This is a genomic window from Allobosea sp. LjRoot9, from assembly GCF_964252745.1.
GTDB lineage: Bacteria > Pseudomonadota > Alphaproteobacteria > Rhizobiales > Beijerinckiaceae > Allobosea.
On sequence record NZ_CAXUPC020000001.1, the window covers coordinates 372,424 to 398,141 of the forward strand.

General features: G+C 66.8%; 24 protein-coding genes and 3 tRNA genes. 15 read left to right on the forward strand and 12 right to left on the reverse strand.

The window, feature by feature from the left end; all coding sequences use genetic code 11:
• Window positions 1-97 precede the first annotated feature (97 nt).
• Window positions 98-1,006 (reverse strand): hypothetical protein, encoded by a 909-nt coding sequence (locus ACSQ3P_RS01805; RefSeq protein WP_436163987.1) that lies wholly within the window; start codon window positions 1,004-1,006, stop codon window positions 98-100.
• A 129-nt stretch (window positions 1,007-1,135) separates the two neighbouring features.
• On the opposite strand from ACSQ3P_RS01805, the gene ACSQ3P_RS01810 reads away from it, so the two are divergent.
• The 3 genes from ACSQ3P_RS01810 (at window position 1,136) to ACSQ3P_RS01820 (ending at window position 2,620) form a co-directional block, all read left to right on the forward strand.
• Entirely contained in the window at window positions 1,136-1,705 is a 570-nt protein-coding gene (locus tag ACSQ3P_RS01810) for a nitroreductase family protein (protein WP_436163988.1), read from the forward strand.
• 6 nt (window positions 1,706-1,711) lie between these two features.
• A complete protein-coding gene (locus ACSQ3P_RS01815; RefSeq protein ID WP_436163989.1) occupies window positions 1,712-2,317 on the forward strand; it encodes a flavin reductase family protein in 606 nt (201 codons plus the stop codon).
• Between the two features lie 120 nt (window positions 2,318-2,437).
• On the forward strand, window positions 2,438-2,620 hold the full coding sequence (locus ACSQ3P_RS01820; protein WP_069692200.1) for a hypothetical protein: 183 nt from the start codon (window positions 2,438-2,440) through the stop codon (window positions 2,618-2,620).
• Between the two features lie 50 nt (window positions 2,621-2,670).
• On the opposite strand, the gene ACSQ3P_RS01825 is transcribed toward ACSQ3P_RS01820, so the two are convergent.
• Entirely contained in the window at window positions 2,671-3,549 is an 879-nt protein-coding gene (locus tag ACSQ3P_RS01825) for an HpcH/HpaI aldolase/citrate lyase family protein (protein ID WP_436163990.1), read from the reverse strand.
• Window positions 3,550-3,553: 4 nt separating this feature from the next.
• Window positions 3,554-4,051 carry a MaoC family dehydratase gene (locus ACSQ3P_RS01830; protein ID WP_069692196.1) on the reverse strand — a complete coding sequence of 166 codons (498 nt, stop codon included), beginning with the start codon at window positions 4,049-4,051 and terminating at the stop codon, window positions 3,554-3,556.
• 152 nt (window positions 4,052-4,203) lie between these two features.
• Here ACSQ3P_RS01830 and ACSQ3P_RS01835 point away from each other — a divergent pair, with 152 nt between their 5' ends.
• Window positions 4,204-5,325 carry a transglycosylase SLT domain-containing protein gene (locus ACSQ3P_RS01835; RefSeq protein WP_436163991.1) on the forward strand — a complete coding sequence of 374 codons (1,122 nt, stop codon included), beginning with the start codon at window positions 4,204-4,206 and terminating at the stop codon, window positions 5,323-5,325.
• Window positions 5,322-6,536: a DUF2336 domain-containing protein gene (locus ACSQ3P_RS01840; RefSeq protein WP_436163992.1), complete on the forward strand. Its 1,215-nt coding sequence runs from the start codon at window positions 5,322-5,324 to the stop codon at window positions 6,534-6,536. The genes ACSQ3P_RS01835 and ACSQ3P_RS01840 overlap by 4 nt, the downstream gene beginning before the upstream one ends.
• 106 nt (window positions 6,537-6,642) lie before the next feature.
• Here the strand turns inward: ACSQ3P_RS01840 and ACSQ3P_RS01845 are convergent, their stop codons facing one another.
• Window positions 6,643-7,569, reverse strand: a complete 927-nt coding sequence (locus tag ACSQ3P_RS01845) for a LysR family transcriptional regulator (protein WP_436163993.1) — start codon at window positions 7,567-7,569, stop codon at window positions 6,643-6,645.
• 171 nt (window positions 7,570-7,740) lie between these two features.
• Here ACSQ3P_RS01845 and ACSQ3P_RS01850 point away from each other — a divergent pair, with 171 nt between their 5' ends.
• Window positions 7,741-9,291: an MFS transporter gene (locus ACSQ3P_RS01850; protein WP_436163994.1), complete on the forward strand. Its 1,551-nt coding sequence runs from the start codon at window positions 7,741-7,743 to the stop codon at window positions 9,289-9,291.
• A gap of 93 nt (window positions 9,292-9,384) precedes the next feature.
• Here ACSQ3P_RS01850 and ACSQ3P_RS01855 read toward each other — a convergent pair whose 3' ends face one another.
• The 6 genes from ACSQ3P_RS01855 to rlmB form a co-directional block, all read right to left on the reverse strand.
• Window positions 9,385-10,158, reverse strand: coding sequence for an NAD kinase (locus tag ACSQ3P_RS01855; RefSeq protein WP_436163995.1), 774 nt, complete (start codon window positions 10,156-10,158; stop codon window positions 9,385-9,387).
• A gap of 136 nt (window positions 10,159-10,294) precedes the next feature.
• Window positions 10,295-11,281, reverse strand: a complete 987-nt coding sequence (locus tag ACSQ3P_RS01860) for an MBL fold metallo-hydrolase (RefSeq protein WP_436163996.1) — start codon at window positions 11,279-11,281, stop codon at window positions 10,295-10,297.
• 187 nt (window positions 11,282-11,468) lie between these two features.
• On the reverse strand, window positions 11,469-11,897 hold the full coding sequence (locus tag ACSQ3P_RS01865) for a hypothetical protein (RefSeq protein WP_436163997.1): 429 nt from the start codon (window positions 11,895-11,897) through the stop codon (window positions 11,469-11,471).
• A gap of 127 nt (window positions 11,898-12,024) precedes the next feature.
• Window positions 12,025-12,099, reverse strand: a tRNA-Thr gene (locus ACSQ3P_RS01870).
• Between the two features lie 122 nt (window positions 12,100-12,221).
• Complete coding sequence (locus tag ACSQ3P_RS01875; protein ID WP_436163998.1) at window positions 12,222-13,880, reverse strand: MFS transporter; 1,659 nt, start codon at window positions 13,878-13,880, stop codon at window positions 12,222-12,224.
• A gap of 307 nt (window positions 13,881-14,187) precedes the next feature.
• Window positions 14,188-15,000: a 23S rRNA (guanosine(2251)-2'-O)-methyltransferase RlmB gene (rlmB, locus tag ACSQ3P_RS01880; protein WP_436163999.1), complete on the reverse strand. Its 813-nt coding sequence runs from the start codon at window positions 14,998-15,000 to the stop codon at window positions 14,188-14,190.
• A gap of 115 nt (window positions 15,001-15,115) precedes the next feature.
• On the opposite strand from rlmB, the gene ACSQ3P_RS01885 reads away from it, so the two are divergent.
• From ACSQ3P_RS01885 to ACSQ3P_RS01905, 5 genes are all read left to right on the forward strand, one after another.
• Window positions 15,116-15,703: an AAA family ATPase gene (locus tag ACSQ3P_RS01885; protein ID WP_436164000.1), complete on the forward strand. Its 588-nt coding sequence runs from the start codon at window positions 15,116-15,118 to the stop codon at window positions 15,701-15,703.
• Window positions 15,704-15,809: 106 nt separating this feature from the next.
• A tRNA-Tyr gene (locus tag ACSQ3P_RS01890) sits at window positions 15,810-15,894 on the forward strand.
• A 133-nt stretch (window positions 15,895-16,027) separates the two neighbouring features.
• Window positions 16,028-16,101, forward strand: a tRNA-Gly gene (locus ACSQ3P_RS01895).
• Window positions 16,102-16,513: 412 nt separating this feature from the next.
• Window positions 16,514-18,382, forward strand: a complete 1,869-nt coding sequence (locus ACSQ3P_RS01900) for a TRAP transporter large permease (protein ID WP_436164001.1) — start codon at window positions 16,514-16,516, stop codon at window positions 18,380-18,382.
• Window positions 18,382-19,368: a TRAP transporter substrate-binding protein gene (locus ACSQ3P_RS01905; RefSeq protein ID WP_436164002.1), complete on the forward strand. Its 987-nt coding sequence runs from the start codon at window positions 18,382-18,384 to the stop codon at window positions 19,366-19,368. The genes ACSQ3P_RS01900 and ACSQ3P_RS01905 overlap by 1 nt, the downstream gene beginning before the upstream one ends.
• A 15-nt stretch (window positions 19,369-19,383) precedes the next feature.
• Here the strand turns inward: ACSQ3P_RS01905 and ACSQ3P_RS01910 are convergent, their stop codons facing one another.
• On the reverse strand, window positions 19,384-19,677 hold the full coding sequence (locus tag ACSQ3P_RS01910) for a SelT/SelW/SelH family protein (RefSeq protein ID WP_436164003.1): 294 nt from the start codon (window positions 19,675-19,677) through the stop codon (window positions 19,384-19,386).
• A gap of 244 nt (window positions 19,678-19,921) precedes the next feature.
• Here ACSQ3P_RS01910 and ACSQ3P_RS01915 point away from each other — a divergent pair, with 244 nt between their 5' ends.
• From ACSQ3P_RS01915 to ACSQ3P_RS01930, 4 genes are all read left to right on the forward strand, one after another.
• A complete protein-coding gene (locus ACSQ3P_RS01915) occupies window positions 19,922-21,064 on the forward strand; it encodes an alpha-D-ribose 1-methylphosphonate 5-triphosphate diphosphatase (protein WP_436164004.1) in 1,143 nt (380 codons plus the stop codon).
• Window positions 21,065-21,169: 105 nt separating this feature from the next.
• On the forward strand, window positions 21,170-21,487 hold the full coding sequence (locus ACSQ3P_RS01920) for an ArsR/SmtB family transcription factor (protein WP_069692178.1): 318 nt from the start codon (window positions 21,170-21,172) through the stop codon (window positions 21,485-21,487).
• A 47-nt stretch (window positions 21,488-21,534) separates the two neighbouring features.
• A complete protein-coding gene (locus ACSQ3P_RS01925) occupies window positions 21,535-22,944 on the forward strand; it encodes an NAD(P)-binding domain-containing protein (RefSeq protein ID WP_436164005.1) in 1,410 nt (469 codons plus the stop codon).
• Window positions 22,944-24,167: an MFS transporter gene (locus ACSQ3P_RS01930; RefSeq protein WP_436164006.1), complete on the forward strand. Its 1,224-nt coding sequence runs from the start codon at window positions 22,944-22,946 to the stop codon at window positions 24,165-24,167. The genes ACSQ3P_RS01925 and ACSQ3P_RS01930 overlap by 1 nt, the downstream gene beginning before the upstream one ends.
• 23 nt (window positions 24,168-24,190) lie before the next feature.
• Here the strand turns inward: ACSQ3P_RS01930 and glpD are convergent, their stop codons facing one another.
• On the reverse strand, window positions 24,191-25,717 hold the full coding sequence (glpD, locus tag ACSQ3P_RS01935) for a glycerol-3-phosphate dehydrogenase (protein WP_436164007.1): 1,527 nt from the start codon (window positions 25,715-25,717) through the stop codon (window positions 24,191-24,193).
• Window position 25,718: the final 1 nt, after the last annotated feature.

The following is a 25,718-nucleotide window of genomic DNA, read 5'->3' on the forward strand; positions in this document are numbered from 1 at the left end:
CATTTCCGCGTTTCTCCGAATCGCGGAAATGCTCTACCTCCTTGTTTTATCGCGTTTTCTTCACGCGAACCGGTGTCCACTTCGCTCGAAAACGCTTCTAGCGCGACAGCACTTCGATATCGCGGTCGAGGCCCGTCTCCACCTTGAAGTCGCGCGAATGGACCTGGCCTTCCTGCCGGGCGATCAGCACATAGTCGCCTTCCGCCAGGACGACTTGCGGAAAGGCGCCGATCGCCTCGCGGATGACGTCGCCGCCGGGTGTCAGCACGCTGAAGGCGGTGCCGGCGAAAGCCTCGCCGCCGGGCGATGCGACCAGCTTCAGCGTCACCCGCGCGGCGCGGTGGTGCAAGGTGGCGTCCGTAACCTTGCCCGACTCGACCTTGACGTCGGCACGCTGGATCGCGTTCGAATCGCCATAGGTCGAAACGACGTGATAGGTGCCCTCCGGCAAGCGGATGAGTTCGCCGGCTTTGGCGTTGGAGACGACGAGACGCCCTTCCGAATTGCCCTGGAGCGGGACGAAGACCGAGAAGTTGAGCTGGTTCGCGGCAATCGGATTGTCGCCGATCGAGCCCGCCAGCGACAATCCGCCGGCACTGATCGAGATCTGGTCGCGCAGGCCTTGAGGGCCGAGCGTGATGCGCTTGGTGCCGCTGGCGAAGCCATAGGCGGCGTGCAGCAGATAGGTGCCGGGTTCGAGCATGAAAACCGGCTGGGCATCGGTGGAGCGCGCGACGATGCGCGGCGGTGAGCCGTCGGCAGTCTCGCTCAGGACGCGCCAGACCAGGCCGAAGCGGATCGGCTTGCGGTCGCCGGAGAATTGCGCACCGAGCGTCAGCGAAGCAGGGGCCGTGGCGACGCCGACACCGGTATCGCCCGGTGCGAACGGAGCGATCTGCGGCGATTGCGCGAATACAGGATTCGCGGACAAGGCCAGCGTCAGAGCGAGCATCCGCCCGGCCAGCCGCGCGCCTGTCTGGAACCCCTCGAATTGAAACATGCTCATGGCCCTCGGCACCCCTGCATGCGTGTCTGAGCAGGCTTGCTTGTCCTCATCATGGCGAACCACTAGTTCAGGAGACCTCGCGCTGCCGGCTCTCCGTTCCGGCAGCCTCAACTCGCGCCCGGATGCTTCATGACCGATACGCTCGCCCTGCTCAAGCTGCGCCGCTCGGTGCCGCCGCAATTCCTGACCGCGCCCGGGCCCGACGAGAGCCAGCTTGGCGATATCCTGACCATCGGCGCGCGCGTGCCTGACCATGGCAAACTCGCTCCGTGGCGCTTCATCGTCTTTTCCGGTGCGGGGCGCGACAAGGCGGCCGAGATCGTGGCGCAGGCCTTCAAGGCGAAATATCCGGAGGCCGATGCCGAAAAGGTCGCCTTCGAGCGCAACCGCCTGCTGCAGGCGCCGGTGATCGTCGCCGTCGTCTCCACCGCCAAGCCGCATGTGAAGATCCCGGAATGGGAACAGGAACTCTCGGCCGGCGCTGTCTGCATGAACATGCTGGTCGCCGCCCATGCGATGGGGTTCGGTGCATCCTGGCTGACCAACTGGTTCTCGTTCGATCGCGCCGTGCTGACCGCGCTTGGGCTCGGGGCTGACGAGCGCATCGCGGGCTTCATCCATATCGGCACGCCGACCGCCGCGCCGGCTGATCGCGAGCGGCCGGTACTCGCCGACATCGTCAGCCATTTTGGAGCATGACGCATCATGATCTATTCGACCGCGTTGCAGGATCACGGGCTGCCGCATGATCCGTTCAAGGCGATCGTCACTCCGCGGCCGATCGGCTGGATCACGGCGCTGAACGCCAAGGGCGAGGTCAATCTCTCGCCCTACAGCTTCTTCAACGCGGTCTCGTCGCGGCCGCACATCGTGATGTTCAGCTCCGAAGACAAGAAGGACGCGGTCTCCTTCGTCGAGGAGACCGGCGAATTCACCTGCTCGCTCGTCACCAAGGCTTTGGCGCAGCAGATGAACCTGACCTCGGCGCCGTTGCCTGCGGGCCAGAGCGAATACGCCCATGCCGGCCTGGAGATGGCCGCTTCCAAATTCGTCAAGCCGCCGCGCGTGGCCGGCAGCCCGGCGGCGCTGGAATGCAAGCTGCTTTCGGTGCAGCAGCTCGTCGACCTCGATGGCAAGCTGGTCCCGCGCTGGATGGTGCTGGGGCAGGTCGTCGGCATCTTCATGGACGACGCCTATGTTCGCGGCGGCCGCTTCGACACTGCCGCCGCCAACCCGATCGCGCGTTGCGGCTATGCCGATTATGCCGAGGTCGACCACCTGTTCTCGATCATCCGCCCGTCTGGCGGCTAGAGTGGGATGCGAAAAACCGGGAACCGGTTTTTCGCATTGACCCTGCTCTCACTCTTAGAATTGATCATATCGCATCCGGACGATTTTCCATCCGAATGCGACGCGATCCAAGGAGGGGCCTTGCCGCAGCCGAGCGAACCGGACGACGACTGGAAAACCACGGTGAACCTGCTCGGGATCATCGTCATCCTGCTCGTGCTCGGCGCCGGGGTCTGGCTGATCTTCGAACTCGACCGGGCACGCAAGGCGCAGGATTGTCTGTCCTCAACGATGCGGGCCTGCCGGCGCATCGAGACGCAGTGAGCGGAAGCGATCTCGGAATAAGCTGAGTCATTGGAATCGCCTGCAGCGATTTATTCGATCAGTTTGTCGGCACGCGCCTTCAATCGCTGGGCCCTGACGAGATGGGGGCGATCGAGCATCTCGCCGTCGAGCCCGATCACGCCGAGGCCGGGATTGGCGGCGAACAGCGCGATGATCGCCTCCGCCTTGGCGAGTTGGGCGGGGGCGGGCGAGAAGACCTCGTTGGCGGCGGCGACCTGCGCCGGGTGGATCGCCATCTTGCCGGTGAAACCGTCGCGTCGTGCCGCGAGGCACTCGGCGCGGAAGCCGGCATCGTCGCGGAAATTGGTGAAGACGGTGTCGATCGCGTCGACCTGCGCGGCGGCGGCTGCGAACAAGGTGAGCGACCGGGCGAGGCGATAGGGGTCGGTATAGGAGCCGTCGCTCAGGCGATTGGCTTCGGCGCCGAGATCGGCCGAGAGATCCTCCGCCCCCCAGGTCAGGCCTTCGAGGCGGTGGCTCGCGCCGGCATAGCTGCCCAGGCCGAAGATACCCTTGCCGGTCTCGGTAGCGATCGGGATGATCTTGGTCGCGCCATCGGGCAGGTCGTTCTCGGCCTCGCGCACAGCGATGCGGGCGGCGAGATGGCCGACATCGACGCCGCCCTCGGATTTGGGCAGCATGATCGCGTCGGGCGCGCCTTGCATCACGGTGTCGAGGTCGGCCTGGGTCAGCCCGGTCGACAGCGCGTTGACCCGCACGATCAGGCGCGGGCGCCTGGGCAGGGCGTGGGCGGCCCTCAGGAAGGCAAGCGCGATCTCGCGGGCCTGCGGTTTGGCGTCGAGCGCGACGGAATCCTCGAGGTCGAGGATCAGCGCGTCGGCGCCGCTCTCCAGGCCCTTCTGCTGCTTCTTCGGGCTGTCGCCCGGCACGAACAGGAGCGAGCGCATCGGTTCAGACCGCGATCGTGGCGGGTGCAGGCCGCCGGCGCATGAAGGCCTGGCGGCGGCATTGCGCGACCAGCGTGCCATCCTGCTTGTAGGCCTTGTGCTGGAACTCGACGATGCCAGCATCGGGCCGCGAACGCGACTCGCGCTTGGCCATGATCTCGGTGGTGCAGTTGATGGTGTCGCCCTCGAAGAGCGGTGCGGGGAAGGTCACGTCGGTCATGCCGAGATTGCCGATCGTGGTGCCGACCGTGGTGTCGTTGACCGAGATGCCGATCATCAGGCCGAGCGTGAAGAGCGAGTTCATCAGCGGCTTGCCCCATTCGGTCTCGGTCGCGCAGAAATGTGCATCGATATGAAGCGGTTGCGGGTTCAACGTCATGTTGGAGAACAGCATGTTGTCCATCTGCGTCACGGTCCGGGTCAGGCCGTGCTCGATGACCGAGCCGACATGGAAGTCCTCGAAATAGATCCCGCCGCGCTTGTGACGTTTGACCTCGGTCATCGACGCTTCTCCACGAGCTCGAATCGCGCCGGTGAGCCGGCTCCGCGATTCCTCACTTTAACGGTTCGCTTACCATAATCGGTCCAGTCTCCACAGGCGCTCGGCGATATCGCGAGGGCACCTTGGCAGCAGGCTCGCGCCCGAGATACCCAATGTTCCTGTTCAGCACGCCGCAGACCAGCGAAGCTCCAGCCGCCAACCCGGTCGTCAACGCCATTCGCGAGGGCGCGCAGAAGACGGGCGCAGGCTTCGACTACCTCCTCAAGACGGCCCAGCGCGAATCGTCGCTGGAGCCCGACGCCAAGGCCAAGACCTCGAGCGCGACCGGGCTGTTCCAGTTCATCGAGCAGACTTGGTTGTCCATGGTCAAGCAGGAGGGGCCAAAACAGGGGCTCTCGGGCTATGCCAGCGCGATCAGCGAAGGCAGCGATGGCCGCCTGACGGTGGCGGACCCCGCAGCGCGCGAAAAGATATTGCAGCTCCGCAACGACCCGCAGGTCGCCGCCGTGATGGCCGGCGCGTTGACGCAGAAGAACAGCGATCAGCTCGCTTCGGTGCTCGGCCGGCAGCCGCAGGCCGGGGAACTCTACATCGCCCATGTGCTCGGCGCGCGTGGCGCGTCCGACCTGATCAAGGCCGCGGCCAGCGACCCGATGCGCACCGCCGCCAAGGATTTTCCCGATGCCGCCGCGGCCAATCGCGGCCTGTTCTATGACAAGACCGGGCGGGCACGCTCGGTGCAGGAGGTTTATGGCGTGCTCTCGGCGAGCCATGCCAGCACGCAGCTTGCCGCCTCGACCGCCGTTGCCGCTGCAGCCTCCGGCACTGCGGCCGGGGCTGCGGGGCAGGGCGCCGACCAGCCCGCGCCGATCGCGGCTGCGCTCGCGCCAGGGCGCGCCAAGGGACTGATCGGGCTGTTCTCCACGGAAGGCTCGCGCGAGCCGGTCTCGAAAGCCGTCGCCAATCTCTGGACCACGCCCAGGATGGACGCCACGACACGCTTGGCGTCGGTCGATCCGGCCGATCGCTATTTCCCGCGCCAGACCCAGACGCAGAGCGATACTTCGTCTGCTCCGGCGGCCGCGGCACAGGCTACGCCCAATGCGTCGTCCGCGCCGGTGCGAGCGGTCAATGCGCCCCTGCCGCCGTCGCGGCCGGTCGAGCTGACGCAGCCGGTGAGCGCCCAGGCCAAGTCCGTTTCCAAGCCTGTTTCCAAGCAAAGGCGCGCGCCGCTCGATCTGTCCTCCTTCATGCTTCCGCGAGCGCGCTCGTGATCGTTCGTCGCTTCCTGCTCTGGGCCCGCACGGCCAATGCCGAGGCGCGGGCTTCCGGCGCGGCGGCACTGGCTGGCGCCTATCTGCGCTCGGGCATGGCCGATGAGGACCGGCGCGAGGCGGAGACGGCGCTGATTTCGCTGGTCGACGATCCTTCGCCACTGGTGCGGCGCGCCATCGCCGAGGAGATGGCGGCCTCGGCGCTGGCGCCGCGCACGCTGGTGCTGAGCCTGATCGCCGAACAGAGCGATGTCGCGGCCCTGGTGCTCGCTCATTCGCCGGTGCTGACGGAGGCCGATCTGGTCGACGCGGCGGCGGTCGGCGACGACCTGGCCCAGCGCGCCATCGCGCTCAGGCCCCATCTCACGGCTTCCGTCGCTGCGGCTCTCGCCGAGGTCGGCGGAGACGAGGCGCTGGTGACGCTTGCCGGAAATCCGACTGCCGACATCCCCGATTTCTCGCTGGAACGCATGGTCGAGCGCGCTGGCGCCTGCGGGCCGTTGCGCGAGGCGCTGCTCGCCCGCGACGACCTGCCGGGAGGCCTCAGGCAGATGATCGCGACGATGGTGTCGGACACGTTGATGAGCTTCGTGACCGATTGCGGCTGGCTGACGCCTGAGCGCAGCGCCCGGCTGACCCGCGAGGCGACAGAGCGCGTCGCGGTTGCGCTCGCGGCGGGCGGCGAGGACAGCGATGCGCCGGCGATCGTCGAGGTGCTGCGTGCCGATGGCAGGTTGACGCCAGGCCTGATGTTGCGCTCGCTCCTGAGCGGCGAGCCGGCGCTGGCCGAGGCCGCTTTCATCATGCTTTCGGAGTTGCCGCAGCCGCGTGTGGCGGCATTGCTGCGCGACCGGCGCGGCACGGGCCTCAAGGCGCTCTATCGCAAGGCCGGCTTGCCGCTTGCGCTGCAGCCCGCCTTCACCGCCGCGATCACCGCACTGAACCTGCGCGGCTTCGATACGGGCGGCAATGGGCGTGGCGTCGACCGGGCGATCCTGCGCGAGGTGCTGATTGCCTGCGAGACACTGGACGGCCCTGACAACGACGCGCTGATGGGCTTGCTGCGGCGGATGGATTCCGAAGCGGCGCGCGAGGAAGCCCGCACCATGGCCGACTCGCTTGCCGACGATGCAGCGCTGGCGCTGTTTGTCGAGGCGGATCCCGCGCTGCTGGTCGAGCTCGAAATCGGCGATCTGCGCCACGCGGCGTGAGAGCTTGGTTCGTGCGGGCTCTCGAGCGAGCTTGTGAAGCCCTCTGTGCGTGAGGGCGGCCTCTGGCCCTGCACCAGCTGGCGTGTCCACTACGCTCGAAAACACTCTAGAAAGCGCAATAAGCCTCTGCCGGGTTCTCGCACTGCGCGGCGAAAAGCCTGTCGCCGACGAAATCGACGAAGACCCTGACCTTTGGTGAAAGGTTGCGGTTCGATGGCCAGATCAGGCTGAACTGGCCGGGACCGTCGATCCGGTCGTCGAGCAGGGTCCGCAACGTGCCGTTCGCCAGCGGCTCGCGCGCCAGAAAATCCGGCATGCAGCCGATGCCGAGGCCGGCGATGGTGGCGCCGCGCAGCGCCTCCATATTGTTGCAGGTCATGACCGTGCGCGTGCGCAGTTCGGGCTCGCCGGCAGGCAGGGTCAGCGGCCAGGGCTGGACCTTGCCGCTGTTGGGATAGCGGAAGCGGACGCCGAGATGCCGGTCGAGATCGCGCGGGCATTCCGGCGTGCCGTGGCGTTCCAGATAGGCCGGCGCGGCGCAGAGCAGCATCTGGAAGGGGCGCAAGTTGCGCGCCATCAGGCGCGAATCCGGCAGGACGCCGCTGCGGATCGCGACATCGACGCCCTCGTCGATCAGGTCGACGATGCGGTCGTTGAAATCGAGATCGACCTCGATCTCGGGATAGCGCGTCATGAATTCGGGCAGCACTGGCAGCAGCAGATGATAGCTGACGATCGGCGTGCTGATGCGCAGCCGACCGCGCGGCACCTCGATCGTGCGGGCGAGCATCGCGCGGGCGTCGTCGAGATCGTCGAGAATGCGCCGGCAGCGCTCGTGGAAGGCGCGTCCCTCCTCGGTCAGCCGCAGGCTGCGCGTCGAGCGCTGGAACAGCCGGATTGCGAGCTGCTGCTCGAGCTTGGTCACGGCCTTGCCGACAGCCGAAGCCGACAGCCCGAGCACGCGGCCCGCCGCGACGAAGCTGCCGAGATCGGCGGTGCGCACGAAGGCGATCAGACCCGTCAGTGAATCCATGCTTGGCCCTCTCGAAGTGTGCGGTCATTCGAGCGTTTTGTTCCGCTAAGATCGGATCAGATGGCCCATTGGCTGCTATTACCTCGAGATTATCCTGTCTTGACCGGAAAGCGAGCCTCGGCCGCTGCAAGCCGGCCATCCCGCCGGATGCCGAACAGGACAATCATATCCATGACGCAAACCACCACGCGGCCGAGCAAGGCCCAACAAGCACTCGTGCTTTTCTCCGTCTGCCTTGCCGCTGCGGCGATGCCGCTGACCTTCACCGGGCCGGCTGTGGCGCTCCCCGCCATCGGTCGGGCGCTCGGTGGCAGCCCGATCGCGCTTAACTGGGTCACCAACGCCTTCATGCTGACCTTCGGATCGAGCCTGATGGCGGCAGGCGCGCTCGCCGATGCCTATGGCCGCAAGCGCCTCTTCCTCCTCGGCGTGGGCGCATTCGCCGCGCTCTCGATGGCGCTGGCCGTCGCGCCCGACATCCTCTGGTTTGATCTGGGGCGCGCAGCTCAGGGCGTGGCGGCGGCAGCCGCCTTTTCGAGCGGCATGGCGGCACTTGCCCAGGAGTTCGACGGGCCGGCGCGCATCCGCGCCTTCAGCATCGTGGGCACCAGTTTTGGCGTCGGCCTCGCCTTCGGGCCGATCGCGTCGGGCCTGATGATCGATGCCTTCGGCTGGCGCAGCATCTTTGGGCTCGTGGTCGCGCTGGCGGTGCTGGCCTTCGCGCTCGGCATGCGCACTCTCCAGGAATCGCGCGATCCGGAGGCGAGTGGTCTCGATTGGCCGGGCGCAATCAGTTTCACCCTGGCGCTCGCGCTCCTCACCTATGGCGTGCTGCTGGCGCCCGAGCGCGGCTGGGCTGAGCCGACCGTGATGGGCCTGCTGGCCGGCGCGGTTGCGCTGTTCATCGCCTTCGGCGTGATCGAGCGGAGCGTCGCCCGACCGATGCTGGACCTGACCCTGTTCCGCTATCCGCGCTTCGTCGGCGTGCAGTTGCTGGCGGCAGCGCCTGCCTATGCCTTCGTGGTGTTGTTGATCCTGCTGCCGGTGCGCTTCATCGGCATCGAGGGCCTGAGCGAGATCGCCGCTGGCCGCCTGATGATCGCCCTGTCGGCGCCGCTGCTCGTGCTTCCGATTGCCGCTGGCCTGCTGACGCGCTGGTTCTCACCGGCGACGATCTGCAGCGTCGGGCTTCTGATCGCGGCTCTCGGCCTGTTCTGGCTGAGCCGGATGTCGGTCGGTGGCGAGATCATCGGCGTCGTCCTGCCGATGGTGCTGATCGGCATCGGCATCAGCCTGCCCTGGGGGCTGATGGACGGGCTTGCCGTCAGCGTCGTGCCCAAGGAGCGCGCAGGCATGGCGACCGGGATCTTCAGCACCACCCGCGTCGCTGGCGAGGGTGTGGCGCTCGCCGTGGTCAGCGCCGTGCTCTCAGCCCTGACTGCGGGACATCTGGCGGCGAGCGATGCGGCTGCGAATGCCGGCCCGGCCGCGCAACGTCTCGTCACCGGCGATCTGGCGGGCGCAACGGCCGCCTTGCCGCAGATTGGTCATGCGATGTTGCTTCAGGGCTATGGCGCCGCCTTCGCTACGCTGCTCCTGATGCTCTGCGCCATCACCATGGTCACCGCTATCGTTGTCTTCGTCTTTCTCGGACGCGGGGCGGAGCGGGTCTCCGAACTGGCGGAAAAGACCGAAGAGCGCCTCTGTACCTCGCAAGCCTGAGCCCACCCCTCATTAGCGGTATCGCGCGTGCGGCGGGTCAACGGATGGGGGCGGCGGCTTCGTCGCATTTGAACCGCTTGCCTGCGCGCCCCTTCAATACCCGAACTGCTCCCGCAGGATGCGCTCGTCCAGGCTGTGGCCGGGGTCGTGCAGCATGACGAGGTCGATGCTGCGGTCGATCGCGATCGAGACCGAAACGACGTTCTCGATCTGGGTATGGTCGGCAACGGCACTGACCGGGCGCTTCTCGGCCTCCAGCACCTCGATCATGACCTTGGCGTGCTCGGGCAGGAGTGCGCCGCGCCAGCGGCGCGGGCGGAAGGCCGAGATCGGCGTCAGCGCCAGCAGCGGCGCATCGAGCGGCAGGATCGGGCCGTTGGCCGAGAGGTTGTAGGCGGTCGAGCCTGCCGGCGTCGCCAGCAGCACGCCGTCGGCGACGAGCTCGTCGAGGCGGACCTGCCCGTCGACCGAGATGCGCAGCTTCGCCGCCTGGTAGGAGCGGCGCAGCAGCGAGACTTCGTTGATCGCCTTGGCCTCGACTGCGTTGCCGCCCTGGTCGAGGGCGTGCATGGCGAGTGGATGCACGACGCTGCGACGCGCGGCTTCGAGCTTCTTCGTCAAGCCGCGCTCGCGAAACTCGTTCATCAGGAAGCCGACGGAGCCGCGATTCATGCCGTAGATCGGCTTGCCGGTGCCGAGGAAGCGGTGCAGCACCTGCAGCATCAGCCCGTCGCCGCCGAGCGCGACGACGACATCGGCCGTCGCAGGATCGGCATTGCCATAGCGGTCGGCCAGCTTGGCGAGCGCGGCCTGGGCCTCCGGCGTCTCGCTGGCGATGAAGGAGATGGCGGTGAAACGCGCGGTCATCGCATGTCCTGACGGCACTCCGCATGGGAGCCGTGCCGTGCTTAGCATGGCCGGAGCGAGGCCTGCGAGACCGCGCCAATAAAAAAGGCCGGGACTTGATCCCGGCCTTTCGGATGATTGACGCGGCAGGCGTCCGTCAGATCGCCGCGCTCCACTGCACCGGCACCATCTCGAAGCCGTTGCCGGCCTTGGCGATGTAGCCCGTAGCGGGGAAGGGGGCGTGGTAGAACGCGACCTGCATCTTGTCGGCCGAGACCATGTCGAGCAGCTTGCGGCGCGTCGCTGCGGCTTGCGGCCCGTCCATGTCGAACACAGCCGACCAATCCGGGTTGCGCACGAACAGCGCCGGGTGGTTGGTGGTGTCGGACATGATCATCAGCTTGCCCGCGCCGGAGCTGAGCGCGAAGGTGGTGTGTCCAGGCGTGTGGCCAGGCGCGGCGATCGCGGTCAGGCCCGGCAGGATCTCCTTGCCGCCCTCGAACTGCTTCACATCCTTGGCGATGGGCGAAAAGACGCGGCGGACGCCGGCGAAGGCGCCCTTCATGCCTTCCGGCGCGGCGCTCATCTTGGCGTCGTCCATCCAGAAGGCCCATTCGGCGGCCGGCACCATCACCTCGGCATTCGGGAAGACGGTGCTGCCGTCCTTCAGGCGGAAGCCGTTGATGTGGTCGCCATGGAAATGGCTGAAGACCACGGTCGAGACGTTCTTGGGATCGAAGCCGGCAGCCTTGAAATTGGCCATCCAGGTGCCCGATGTCGGTGCGCCGGAATCGCCGTTGCCGGTGTCGATCAGGGTCAGCTTGCCGGCGCTCTCGATGGCGAGCGTGGTGAAGGTGATGTTCAGTGCGTCGGCGGGCAGGAAGGCCTGCTCCATCGCCTTCTTGACGTCGGCGAGTTCGGCGTTCTTGACGAAGCCCTCGAGCGGCCGCTTGCCGAAGCCGTCATTGATGGCGGTCAGCGTGACGTCGCCGATCTTGTAACGATAGAATCCGGGGGCCTGGTTCACGGGGGCTCCTTGCGCTTGGGCCGGGCTGGGGCCGGCGGGCAGGTCGAAAGTCGTGGCGGCGGCAAGCGCGCCTGCGCTGGCGAGAACGGCGCGGCGCGATGGCTCGAATTTCATCATGGACATTTTTCCCCCTTGGCTTGGCTCGGTTCAGCCTCGCTGGACCCTAAAGGCCGGCGTGGCAGGTTCAACCGCGCCGTGGCTGCGCGGGGTCAAGTTTCCGTGAACGGCGTCGCTTTGCCCAAGGGCGCGGCTGGAGCAGGATGCGAAAAAGTGGGAACCGGTTTTTCCCAGCCGTCTCTTGCGCTCAAGGCTTCGGGGCGGGACGCTGCCGGGGTGCGGAGTCGTCCTGCCGCGCGAAGGCGCGCAGCATCGCCGCGCATAGCGCCAGCGACCCGATCACGCCGTTGCCGGTGCATTCGGCTACCAGCGCCTGGAAGGCTGCGGTGTTCTCGCCGGTCATGCATTGCAGGCTCCAGCCCCATTCCGGGGCCTTCTGGCGCAACAGCCCGACGGCGACCTCGATGTCGCCGGAGACAGTGCCCAGCGTCTTCCACAGCGAGCCCTGCTGGTAGATGCCGCCCGCAGGCGCGCGCCGGCTGACCAGATTGGTGGGCTTGCGCCGGACGGTGTAGCCCAGCGCCTCGTAGATCTCGGCGTCGAGCATGCGGTCGGGCTTGCTCGCCTCCTCGCAGCGTTCGGCCAGCGCCAGCAGATGTTCCGGTCGAGTGTCCATCATCCTCGTCCAGACGGTTCCTTACGATGCGTGACGCCGGCAGCAGCCTTGCTTCGGCTCCCGGCATCGTCACTCGGCATCGTCACCAGCAAAACGCAGGCCGCCTGTATCGAGGCCCGATCGTGACTGGTGCCGGTTGAGGGGATTGAACCCCCGACCTTCGGTTTACAAAACCGCTGCTCTACCGCTGAGCTAAACCGGCATCCGATCACAGGGCATGCGGTTACCAGTCGATCGCGACGAGAGCAAGATCGGGCGGTCTGCGCCAAAAGAAAAGCCCCGCCACATGGGCGGGGCTTCGCGTCAGGGCCGTTGCCGGCGGCTTTACGACTTGTAGATGTCGCGATCCTTGGTCTCCGGCAGCAGCAGGAGGCCAATGACAAAGGTCATCATCGCGACGATGATCGGGTACCACAGGCCCGAGAAGATGTTGCCGCTGGCCGCCACGATGGCGAAGGCAGTAGGAGGCAGGAAGCCGCCGAACCAGCCATTGCCGATATGGTAAGGCAGCGACATGCCGGTGTAGCGAATGCGGGTCGGGAACAGCTCGACCAGCAGGGCTGCGATCGGCCCGTAGACCATCGTCACGAAGATGACGAGGATGAACAGGATACCAGCGGCCTGCAATGCGCGGGCGCTGCTGAACATCTCGCCGATGGACGGCGTCTTCAGGATGGTCGGATCGCCGGCCTTGGGATAACCCGCCGCCTGCGCCGCCGTGACCAGATCAGCGGCTGCCGACGGCGCCGCCGTGCCGTTGATCGTCGCCGCCAAAGGCGAGCCGGCGGGACCGTTGACGAGATCGTAGTGGATCGAGTTGGTCGCGAGCGTCCGGCGCAGTGTGTCGCAGGGCTCGGTGAAGGTGCGCACACCGACCGGGTCGAACAGCGAGCCGCATTTGGCCGGATCGGCGGTGATCACGAGCTTCACCGTCTCGGTCGCGCTGATCAGCTTGGGGTTTGCGGTCTTGGCCAGCATCGTGAACAGCGGGAAATAGCTGATCGCGGCGATCAGGCAGCCCGCCAGCAGGATCGGCTTGCGGCCGATCTTGTCCGAGAGCCAGCCGAAGAAGATGAAGAACGGCGTGCCCAGCAGCAGCGAGAGCGCGATCAGGAGGTTGGCGGTGGTGCCGTCGATCTTCAGCGTCTGGGTCATGAAGAACAAGGCGTAGAACTGCCCCGTATACCAGACGACGGCCTGGCCGGCGGTGCCGCCAAAGAGCGCGATCAGGCCGATCTTGGCGTTGGACCAGGTGCCGAAAGCCTCACTGAGCGGAGCCTTCGAGCCGGTGCCCTCTTCCTTCATCTTCACGAAGGCTGGCGATTCGGCGAGCTGGAGGCGAATCCAGATCGAGACGCCCAGCAGCAGGATCGAAACCAGGAACGGAACGCGCCAGCCCCAGGCCGCGAAGGCCTCAGGCGTCATGCTGAGCCGCAGGACCAGGATGACGATCAGCGACAGCATCAGGCCGACGGTCGCCGTCGTCTGGATCCAGGAGGTGTAGAAGCCGCGCCGGCCTTGCGGGGCGTGCTCGGCGACATAGGTCGCGGCACCACCATATTCGCCGCCGAGCGCCAGGCCCTGGAGCAGGCGGCAGATGATGAAGGCGGTTGGCGCGAGATAGCCGATCGATTCGAAGCTCGGCAGCAGGCCGACGACGAAGGTCGCCAGACCCATGACGGTCATGGTGACGAGGAAGGTGTATTTGCGGCCGATCAGATCGCCGAGACGGCCGAAGAAAAGCGCGCCGAAGGGGCGCACGGCGAAGCCGGCTGCGAAACCGAAGAGGACGAAGATGAACTTCGCCGTGTCGTTGGTGCCCGGAACGAAAGTTTGCGCGATGTTGGCGGCGAGCGAGCCAGCCAGATAGAAATCATACCATTCGAAGACCGTGCCGGCCGACGAGGCGATGATGACCTTGCGTTCTTCCTTGGACATCGGGCGCGGCGTCGCGGCCCCCGATGTCTGTGCTGCCATGCTCATGGCGTTCTCCCCTGCTCATTGCCCGACAGTCGGAAAATCCGGACTGCCCGATTGCACGCGGCTCGTTTTCTTGCGAAGCGTAGCCCCATGTCGCCGGACCGAGGCCAAAGGCCCCCCATTTCCGGTCTGACCGAAGCAATGCGCGCACGAATTACGCAGTGCAATCAGGCAGATGGTCTTGCATCTTTAGGCTTACGACCTTTGGCTGGGGGCGGTCGGCCACCGGCACGATCATGTCCATGCCGCGACAGGTGCGCTGCGGCCGATGGTTCCTGGCCGGTAGCGCGCCGGTCGAGTTAGGACCGCCTCAGCGCCGCCGGCTGGCGGCGTAGAGCGCAATCGCGGTCGCGTTCGAGACGTTGAGGCTGGTGATCGTGCCCGGCACCTCGAGCCGCGCCACGTGATCGCAGAGATCGCGGCTGCGCTGGCGCAGGCCCTTGCCCTCTGCGCCCATCACCATGACGAGCGGGCGACGGAGTTCGACATCGTCGAAGGCGATCTCGCCGTCCGAATCAAAACCGATGCGCAGGAAGCCGCGTTTGCCGAGTTCGTCGAGCGCATCGCCGAGATTGCGCACGGCGATCAGCGGCACATGTTCGAGCGCGCCCGAGGCCGATTTCGCCAGCACGCCGGTCGCGGCGGGGGAATGGCGGATGGTGACGATCACTGCTGCCGCCGCGAAAGCGGCAGCCGAGCGCAGGATCGCACCGACATTGTGCGGGTCGGTGATCTGGTCGAGCGCCAGGACGACGGCATCGTCGGGCAGGCTGTCGAGATCGGGCGAGGGCAGGGGATCGCAGACGAGATAAAGCCCCTGATGCACCGAATCAGGCGTCAGCAGCCGGTCGATCTCGGAGGGGCGGACGAGTTCGGCCTGCAGCGGCAACTCGCCGATCTCCTCGGTCAAGCGCTTCAGCGCGTTCTCGGTGGCGAGCAGGCGGCGATGGCGACGCTTGGGATTGCGCAAGGCCTCGATGACGGGATGGACGCCGTAGAGCACAGCCTCGTCGATATCGCCGGGGCGATGCGGCGGCGGCCCGTCGGAGTGGTGCGGCCGGCGGCCGCCGGCATGGTGGCCAGCGGGTCTTCCCGGCTTGGGGCGGAACGGCGCAGGCATCATCGGTCTCCAGGGGGGCGGATCTGTGCCGTGCCATGACACGCGCTGCTTGACCAGTGCCGAGGAGCCACGGCGGCGCGATCCGGACGAAACTCAATGCACGAAGGAGACACTATCGATGATGGATGCGAAGTCGATGATGGATGCAAGCGAGCGCCTGATCATCGTCACCGGCGGCCCGGGATCCGGCAAGACGACGCTGCTTGCGGCGCTGGCGGCACGGGGCATCGCGATCTCGCCCGAGGCGGGGCGCGCGATCATCCGCGATCAGGTCGCGATCGATGGCGCCGGCCTGCCCTGGGCGAATCGCGAGCTCTTCGCCGAGTTGATGCTCGCCTTCGACATGCAGGCTTATCAGGTGGCGCAGAATCGCGGCGGCAGCGTCGTCTTCGACCGTGGCATCCCCGATATCGCGGGCTATCTGCGATTATGCGGATTGCCGGTGCCGGCGCATCTTATCCGGGCGCTCGAGCGGTTCCGCTATGCCACCGAAGTCTTCATCGCGCCGCCCTGGCGCGACATCTTCGAGAACGACGCCGAGCGCCGGCAGGATTTTGACGAGGCGCGGCGCACCCATGACGCCATGCTCGCGGTTTATCGCGAGCATGGCTATGCCCTGACGGCGCTTCCCTTGGGGAGCGTCGAGGCGCGTGCGGACATGGTCGCGGCACGGATCGGTGCAATGCGACATTCGGTTGGAGACTGAGGGTTGACACACCGAAGCCCGGTCACCATAAGTCCGGCCGCGCCTGTCGCCCGTCACGCAAGTGACACAGGCGGTCGCCTGCGGTTCAACCGCAACAGGCGCGGGCGGGGGAATGTCCCGAGCGGCAAAGGGGGCGGACTGTAAATCCGCTGGCTATGCCTTCGCAGGTTCGAGTCCTGCTTCCCCCACCATCCTTTCCTGCCCGGCAGCGGCAAGACGAAGCGGTCACGGCGTGCTTTTGGCCGTCGGGAGCCGGCCGGTTTCCGACACAGTGCCCCGGCATCTTGACATCGCTTCATTCATCGTCGATTCCGGTCCGGCGATGCGGGTGTAGCTCAATGGTAGAGCAGCAGCCTTCCAAGCTGAATACGAGGGTTCGATTCCCTCCACCCGCTCCAATCCTCCCAAGACATTGCTTCAGGCTTGGATAGCGGCGCCCAGGATTCGCTCGCGCGACAATTCCTTGCGTGTCCGAGGCGTGGGAGGGCGGGAGGAGATCAGGCCGTCATTCCCGCTCGGTTCCCGGATTGATTTTCTCGAAATCGTCGATTTTTCAGAGATTTATCGTTCTTGAACCGCGCCTCTGGCCCCGTCCGGCATTCGCCCTAATGTGCCTCCAGTTTTCGATATGGGGCGGCCTTCGCAAGATCTCGGAGGCGCGCGGTGCGACAATGCTGATGAACATCTCTGCCACCCGCTCGATGCGGAGCTGCGCGGGCCGGGATTTCGCGCCGCAGTTCCACGTGGTTTTCTGGGCAATGCGCAGCCGCCTCTTGCGTTCGCGCGCATTCTCGTCACTGCGTTAGCGCCATGACGAGCCTTGCGACATCATCGTTGGTACCGAAGCCGTCGCTGCGTCGCCGGGCCGAGCGTGGGCTGTTCGGCCTCGTCACGGGGCTGGAATGGCTGGGAGCCATCATCCTTGCGGTGCTCTTCGCCGTGGTGATGGCGGCGGTCCTGCGCCGCTATGTGTTTGGCGGTGGATTCGTCTGGTCCGACGAATTGGCGATCTGGCTGAACGTGGCGCTGGTCGCCGTTGGCGCGCCTTTGGCCGCGACGAGCGCGCTGGCGATGCGGCTCGACGTGATCGTGCGCTTGCTGCCCGCCGGAGCGCAGCGCCTGGCTTCGGTCTTTGCCGATGCGGTCGCGGTTCATGGCTCGCTCGTGCTCGCCTTCGGCGGAGCCAGCGTCGTGGCGCTCGTCGGCGGCAGTTCAACTGTGCTCGGCCTGCCGGAAAGCCTGCGCTTCGCCGCCTTCGCACTCGGTGGCGGGCTGACCGTTATCGTCGTGCTGTGGCGGGCCGCGCTGGACAGTTCCTGGCCGGCGGCCCTGGCTTCGCTGCTTCTCGGCATCGGCCTTTATCTGGCGGCGCAGAGCGTCACGGGATTTTTCGTGGAAACGCCGAGCCTGGTCGCGGCCTCGCTGGCCGGGCTCGGGCTGATCCTGGGCGCGCCGCTGCCCTATGCGCTGCTTGCCGGCGTTTCGCTCAGCGGCGCCTTCGGCGGGCTCTTGCCCGAGCCGGCCATCGTCCAGAATACGGTCTCGGGCGTCTCGAAATTCCTGCTGCTGGCGATCCCGTTCTTCCTGCTCGCCGGCGAATTGCTGACGGCGGGAGGATTGGCCGAGCGGCTGGTGCGCTTCGCCGCCTCGCTGGTCGGGCATTGGCGGGCGGGGCTGGCGCAGACGACGCTGATGTCCAGCGTGCTGTTTTCGGGCGCTTCCGGCTCCTCGGTGGCTAACGCCGCCTTCGGCGCCAAGGTGATGGCGCCGGCCCTGATCGCGCGCGGTTACCCGCCGGCCCATGCGGCGGCGATCGTGGCCGGCGTCTCGATGCTCGACAACATCATCCCGCCCTCGATCGCCTTCCTGATCCTGGCGACCGCGACCAATCTGTCGGTCGGCTCGCTGCTGGTCGGCGGCTTCGTTGCCGGCGGGGTCCTGGCGCTGGCGTTGGCCATCGGCATTCATCTCAGCGTGCGCGAGGTGGTCGATGCTGCGCCCAAGGCCAGCGGGCAGGAGAGGGCGAAGAGCTTCATCGGCGCGCTGCCGGCGATCGGGCTCGGTGTCGTCGTCGTGGTCGGCATCCGCTTCGGCGTCGTCACCGTCACCGAGGCTTCGGCGCTAGCGGTGGCCTATGCGCTCGTTGCCTGCCTGGCGCTACGCAGCCTGAACATCGGCACGGTCTTTGGCGCCTTGCGCAAATCGGCGACGGAAGCGGCGGCCGTGGGCATGCTGATCGGGGCGTCGGCGCCCTTCGCCTTCCTGCTCGCGGTCGACCGGGTCTCCGACCAGATGGCGGGGCTGGTGACCGCACTTGGCGGTGGACCCTATGCGGTGATGCTGCTCGCCAATCTCGTCCTGCTGGTGGCCGGGCTCTTCCTCGATATCGGCGCGGCGATCCTGCTGCTGGCGCCGCTGCTCCTGCCCGTTGCGATCTCGGCCGGGCTCGATCCGATCCAGTTCGGCGTCATCCTGGTGGTCAACTTGATGATCCATGGCCTGACCCCGCCATTGGGCATTCTGGTCTATGTCGTCAGCGGCATCACCCGGGTTCCGGCAGGCGCCGTCTTCCGGGCCGTTCTGCCATTGCTGGCGACGCTTCTGGTCGCGCTTGCGGTATTGTGCCTGGGGGCGGCCGCCTGGCCCTCGCTTCCACCATCCTTCAAGGAGTTGTTCTGATGTCGCCGACCCGCCGCGAGATCACGGCCGGCCTGTTGGCCGTGCCCGCGCTGCTCTCCAGCCGTACGGCCCATGCCGCCGGCCGGCCCGTGACGGTCGCCTCGCTCTTCGGCGAGGACAAGCCCGAGACCAGGGTCTGGCGCAAGATCGCCGAGATTCTGAACCGGACCGCGCCCGGCCGTTTCGATCTGCGTATCGTCGGCAATGCCGCGCTGGGCGGCGAGAAGGAGGTCGCCGAGGGTGTCCGGCTGGGTTCGGTCCAAGCCTCGCTCTCGACGATCTCGGCCTTGTCGGGCTGGGTTCCCGATAGCCAGATCCTCGATCTGCCCTTCCTGTTCCGCGACCGGGGCCATCTCAAACGCGTGCTGGCGGGACCGCTTGGCGACGAGCTCAAGGGCAAGTTCGAGCGCCAAGGCTTCGTCGTGCTCGGCTTCATCAATTACGGCGCGCGCCATCTCCTGGCCAAGGAGCCGATCACCACGCCCGCAGGCATCAAGGGCAAGCGCATCCGCGTGATCCAGAGTCCGTTGCACACGGAACTCTGGTCAGGGCTCGGCGCCTATCCGACGCCGATCCCGATCCCTGAGACCTATAACGCGCTGAAGACCGGCGTGGTTGATGCGATGGACCTGACCAAGTCGGCCTATGTCGGCTTCAAGCTGCACGAGGTCGTGCCCTATCTGATCGAGACCGGCCATATCTGGGCCTCGGGCGTGATCTATGTCTCGGCGGCGTTCTGGAAGGGGCTTTCAGCCGAAGACAAGGCGGCACTGTCGGCCGCTGCCGCCGAGGGGGCTGGCTATTTCGACGAGTTGATCGTCGCTGACGAGGAGGCCTCGATGGCGAAGGCCGCGGCGGAAGGCGGCAAGGTCGTGCAGCCGCAGGACTGGCCGGCCTGGGAGGAGGGCGCGCGCAAGGTCTGGACCTCGTTTGCGCCCAAGCTCGGCGGCATCGACAAGATCGAGGCGGTGGCGAAGAGCCCGTGAACCTTGATTGGGCTGCTAATGTGCAGCCCGGTCGAGATGGCCGAGGTCGCGGCTGGGGTCGAGCCGGTCGCGGACGCGCTGCTTCAGCGCCTTGACGTCGGGAAAGCCGTCATCGGCGACGCGGTCCCAGATCAGCATGTCGTCGTAATGGATCTGGAAGCTGCCGCCGCTGCCCGGCCGCAAGGCGACCTCGCCGAGATCGGGGCCGAAGGTGTGAAGCAGCTCCTGCGCCATCCAGGCCGAGCGCAGCAGCCAGTTGCACTGCGTGCAGTAGGTGATGGCGATGCGCGGCGGTTTCACGTCACTCATTGGCTTTCGCTCCGTAGCGGTCTGGCGGTGAACCGTTCAGCCGACCGGGGCGCGCGGTTCTTGCGCAAGCCTCTCGCCGACACAAGCCTCTTGCCGGCATATGAGGCGCGGGGCAAGCGGTGATCGTGCCATCCTGCCGGCCGAGTCTCGTTGTCATCGCATCGTCATCCGTCACTTTCATTCGCAGGTGTTTGCATTCGCGGGGTGTTCGCGCCGATTCGCGGCGCTGGCCGAGAGGAATGAGATGTCGATTGTCATCGCGGGCGGCACGGCGCTGCTGGAGGAGCTGGTCGAGGCCGATATCGTCGTCGCGGGCGGCAGGATCGCGGAGCCGGGCGCGCCTGCTCCCGCCGGTGCTCTACGGCTCGACGCTTCCGGCCTGCTCGTGCTGCCGGGCATCGTCGATTGCCATGGCGACGCCTTCGAGCGCCACATCATGCCGCGTCCCGGCGTCTCCTTCGATATCGATCTCGCCTTGCGCGACGCCGATCGCGCCATGCTGGCGAGCGGCATCACGACCGCTTTCCATGGTGTGACCTGGTCCTGGGAACCGGGCCTGCGCGGCGCCGACAATGCGCGCTCGCTGATCGAGGCGATGGCGCGCCTCGCCCCCGAGCTCGGCGCGGACACGCGTTTCCATCTGCGCCACGAGACCTTCAATCTCGACGCCGAAGCCGAGATTCTCGACTGGCTCGCCAAGGGCCGGGTCGGCGTGCTCGCCTTCAATGACCATACCGAGGGCTTGATGAAGGAGGGTGTCCGTCCGGCCAAGGTCGCCAAGATGGTCGAGCGTACCGGGCTGGCTTCGGCCGATTTCATGACGTTGGCCGAGGCGGTCTATTCCCGCCGCGACGAGGTCGCGGGCTCGGTTTCGCGGCTGGCGCAGGCGGCGCTCGAGGCTGGCGTGCCGGCCTTGTCGCATGACGACATGACGCCGCAGATGCGGGCCTGGTATCGCTCGCTCGGCGTACGCGTCGCCGAATTCCCGATCGATGTGGCGACGGCGCGAGAGGCTGCCGCCCATGGCGAGGCGATTGTGTTCGGCGCGCCCAATGTCGTGCGCGGCGGCTCGCATCTGGGCTGCCCCGGGGCAGAGGACATGGTGCGCCAAGGGCTCTGCACGATCCTGGCCTCGGACTACTACTATCCGGCGCTGGCGCTTGCCCCGTTCATCCTGGCTCGCAAGGGCGCGGCGGCGTTCACGGAAGCCTGGAAGCTCGTCTCGCAAGCGCCGGCGCAGGCGCTGGGACTACACGATCGCGGCGTGATCGCGCCCGGCAAGCGCGCCGATCTCATCCTGGTCGCGGAGGGGCCTCAGCCGCGCGTCGTCGCGACGATCGCCGGCGGCAGGCTAGTCTATCTAGCGGAGCAACGCATTCTGGCATGACGCGGCCGGTACCGCGGCCAGGGCTGCTCGCCGAGGAAATCTCATTATTCTATGATTCTAGAAATACGGATTGACGGCCTGTCGAGATTGGATCATCATGCTTGCATGAACACGCAAGATGCCGCCGCCAGACTCGAAGCCCTGGGTAATCCGACCCGGCTCTCGCTCTTTCGCTTGCTGGTCCGCGCCGGCCATGACGGGCTCTCCGTCGGCCAGTGCCAGCAACGGCTCGAGATCGCGGCCTCGACCCTGTCGCATCACCTCAAGACGCTGATCATCGTGGGGCTCGTCAGCCAGGAGCGCGACGGTACGACGCTGATCTGCCGGGCCAATTTCGACCTGATGAACGCGTTGCTGCAGTTCCTCGTGGCCGAGTGCTGCGTCGAGAGCCGCTGTGGCCCAAACGAGCAGGACGCGGCCTGATCTCGCTGCCTTCTATTTCGATAATTCCAGAATTTAAGGATCATGAGATGGCGGAGATCAAGACCATTGCGATCATCGGAGCGGGGCCGGTTGGACTGGCGGCGGCGGCCCATGCCACCGAACGCGGCCTGAGACCGGTCGTGCTGGAGCAGGGCAGTGCGGTCGGGCATGCCGTGCGGCATTGGGCGCATGTGCCGATGTTCTCGCCCTGGGCTTTCAACATCGATGGCGCGGCGGAGCGGCTGCTGGTCGCATCCGGCTGGAGCCGTCCAGATCCGGGTGGATACCCGACCGGCGGCGAGCTGATCGATCAGTATCTTGCACCCTTGGCGCAACGCTCAGCGCTGCGCGATGCGATTCATTTCGATGCGCGCGTGCTCTCCGTGACCCGTTCCGGTTTCGACAAGGTCAGGACGGCCGGGCGTGATCGCGTGCCCTTTGCTCTGCGCTATGGCAGTGGAACCGGTGAAAAAAACCTGCTGGCGGACGCGGTGATCGACGCCTCCGGCACATGGTTCTCGCCGAATCCGGCCGGCTCGGCTGGGCTAGCGGCGCTCGGGGAGTGCGAGGCCGCTGCTGCGATCAGCTACGGCATGCCCGATGTGCTGGGCGAAGCGTGGGCGCGCTATGCCGGCAAGCGGATTGCGGTTCTGGGCGGAGGACATTCCGCCATCGGCACGCTGATCGCGCTCGCCGATCTGCAGGAGCGCGCGCCCGGAACCCGGATCGCCTGGCTTTATCGCGGGACCTTGCTGTCGAAGGCCTTTGGCGGCGGGGCAGCCGATCAGCTGACCGCGCGCGGCGAACTGGGCATGCGCATCGCAAAGCTCGTCGAGCGAGGCCTGATCGCGGTCGAGACGGGCTTCCAGCTTGGCCGGATCGAACGGGTGGAGGCGGGTCTGCAACTCGTGGCGGCCAATGGCGGCGGGCGCGATGTGACGGTCGACGAGTTGATCGTCGCAACCGGGTTCCGGCCCGATCTCGCTTTGCTGCGTGAACTCAGGGTCCAGCTCGATCCGGCCCTGGAATGTCCACCCGCCCTTGCCCCCCTGATTGATCCCAACGAGCATTCCTGCGGCACGGTGCGTCCGCATGGAGCGGCCGAACTCGCCCATCCCGAGCCCGGCTTCTATATAGCGGGCATGAAGGCTTATGGCCGGGCACCGACGTTCCTGCTGGCCACCGGCCATGAGCAGGTCCGCTCGATCGTAGCCGAGATCGCGGGCGATCGTGCGGCGGCGCGGCGGGTCGAACTTGTGCTGCCCGAGACCGGCGTCTGCAGCACGAGGCCGGGCGGCCCTGCCGTGGCCGACTCCGGCTGTTGTGGCGGCCCGGCTCCCGCAGCGGTCGATGCCTGCTGCGCGGATGATGCCCAGGCGAAGGCCTCGGGCAAAGCTGGTTGCGGCTGTGGAGGCACGCCGGTTCGCAGTGCTGCTCATGAGGTGGCCGAAGCCTGATGCCGCGCTCGTTGCTGCCGTCGCCTGCTCCTTCCGGGTGGAGAGAGCTGTCCCTCATCCTCGCCCTCGGCGTTACCCAGGTCGTCGGCTATGGCTGCCTGTACTATGCCTTCGCCGTGCTCGCGCCGGGCATGACGGCGAGCTTCGGCTGGGCTCCGGAATGGACCTATGGCGGCTTTGCTGCCGGCTTGCTGGCCGGCGGTCTGATCGCACCGCTCGTGGGCCGCCTGATCGACCAGCATGGCACCCGCATGATCATGAGCCTGGGTTCGGGTCTGGCTGGTCTTTCGCTGCTGGCGCTGGCGGAAGCGCGCGGGCCGGTTGGCTATTTCGCCGCCATGATCGCGCTCGAGGTCGTCTCGACCATGGTGCTGTACGACGCCGCCTTCACCGCCCTGACGCAGGCGAAGGGCGGTGGCGCGCGGCGCGCCATCAGCCAGCTCACCTTGATCGGCGGCTTTGCCTCGACCCTGTTCTGGCCGCTGACGACAGCCCTGCTGAACGGGTTCGACTGGCGCGAGATCTACCGGCTCTATGCCGTGCTGCAGTTCGGGCTCTGCGTGCCCCTGCATCTGTTCCTGCTGCCCGGGCGCCCTCATCGCCTGCCGGTTGTGACGCCCGTAGCCACTGCGGTGACTGCACCGCAGGATGGCTATCTCGAAGGCGAGGCGCGGCGACGTGCCTTCATGCTGCTTGCGCTCGCCTTCTCGCTGCAGGGCTTCGTCGTTTCGGCCATGTCGGTGCATATGCTGACGATGCTGCAGGGGCTGGGCCTGAGCGCCGGGCTCGCCGTCGGCATCGGCGCGATCGTCGGCCCTTCGCAGGTCGCTGGGCGTCTGGCCGAGATGCTCTTCGGCACCGCGCTCGCCCCTGTCACGACGGCCTGGGTTTCGGCCGCGTTGATGCCGTTCGGCTTCCTCATGCTGATGATCGGCAATACGACTGCGATGCTCGCCGGGCTCTTCGCCATCGCTTATGGCGTCAGCATGGGCCTGAGCTCGATCGTACGTGGAACGGTGCCGCTGCAGCTCTTCGGCCCGGCCGGATATGGCGCGATGCTGGGTAAGCTTTCGGCGCCGGGGCTCGCGGTGAAAGCCGCGGCTCCGCTGGCCTTCGCCATCCTGATCGAGCGGGCGGGCTTGATGCCGAGCAGCTTGCTTCTCATCGCCTTGTCGGCACTTGCTGCCGTTGCGCTCTTCTTGCTGGCGCGCAAGGTGCGCTGAGACACCGTCCAGCCTCGATGCTTTCAGACAGCCGGCTCGGTCGCTGTCTTCGCCTCGGCCAGCATGAAGGCGTCCAGTGCCTCGCGCTCCTCCACTGAGAGGCGCAAGCCCAGCTTGCCGCGGCGCCAGAGCACGTCCGCGCCGCGCTTCGCCCATTCCTTGCGGATCAGATAGCGCAGCTCGCGCTCATAAAGGTCGGCGCCGAAATGGCCGCCGAGATCGCTCATGCCTTGTGCGTCGGCGAGAATCTCGCGCGCCTTCGTGCCATAGGCGCGCACCAGCCGCGCCACGGTCGATCGCGCCAGCCAGGGATGGGCGGCGGCGATCTCGTCGACCAGCGCCTCGAAGCCGGTCACCGGGAAATCGCCGCCGGGCAATGTGCCGTTGACGGTCCAGGCGGGCCGGCCGGCCCAGCCGGCATGCGGCGCGAGCTTGTCCAGAGCCGCTTCGGCGAGGCGGCGATAGGTCGTGATCTTGCCGCCGAAGACCGAGAGCAGCGGGGCTTCGCCCTTGGGCGCGTCGAGCGTCAGCACATAGTCGCGCGTCGCTTCCTGCGCCTTGGAGGCGCCGTCGTCATAGAGCGGACGCACGCCGGAATAGGTCCAGACGACCTGCCCCGGCGTGACGGCTGCGCGAAAATACTCGCTCGCGGCGGCGCAGAGATAATCGATCTCCTCGGGCGTCGCCTTGGCCTGGGCGGGGTCGCCCTCGTAGTCGCGATCGGTGGTGCCGATCAGGGTGAAGTCGTGCTCATAGGGGATCGCGAAGATGATACGGCCGTCGGCGTTCTGGAAGATGTAGCAGCGGTCGTGCTCGTAGAGTTTGGGCACGACGATATGGCTGCCCTGGACCATGCGGACGGCGGCCTTGGTGTTCGAGCGCACGACGCCGCCCAGAACCTCGCCGACCCAGGGGCCGGCGGCGTTGACCAGCGCCTTGGCGGTCACGGTGATGCGGCCGGCTTCGCCTTCCCCGACGATCCGCCAGAGGTCGCCGTCGCGATCGGCCGAGACGACCTTTGTTCGTGTGTGGATCGCGGCTCCCTTAGTGGCTGCATCAGCCGCGTTCAGCACGACGAGGCGGGAATCCTCGGCCCAGCAATCGGAATATTCAAAAGCCCGCGCATGGTCGTCCTTGAGCGGCCGGCCGGCAGGATCATGAGCAAGATCGAGTGTCTTCGTCGCCGGCAGGAGCTTTCGTCCGCCGATATGGTCGTAGAGGAAGAGCCCGAGCCGGAGCAGCCAGGCGGGGCGCAGGCCGGCATGGTGCGGTAGCACGAAGCGCAGCGGCCGGATGATGTGCGGCGCGAGCCGCCAGAGCCGCTCGCGCTCCATCAAGGCTTCGCGCACCAGCCGAAATTCATAGTGCTCGAGATAGCGCAGGCCGCCATGGATCAGTTTGGTCGAGGCCGAGGAGGTGGCGCTGGCGAGGTCGTCCTTCTCGAACAGCACGACCGAGGCTCCGCGCCCGGTGGCGTCACGGGCGATGCCGCAACCGTTGATGCCACCGCCGATGACGGCGAGATCGTAAGCTGGCTCAGCGCTATTCATC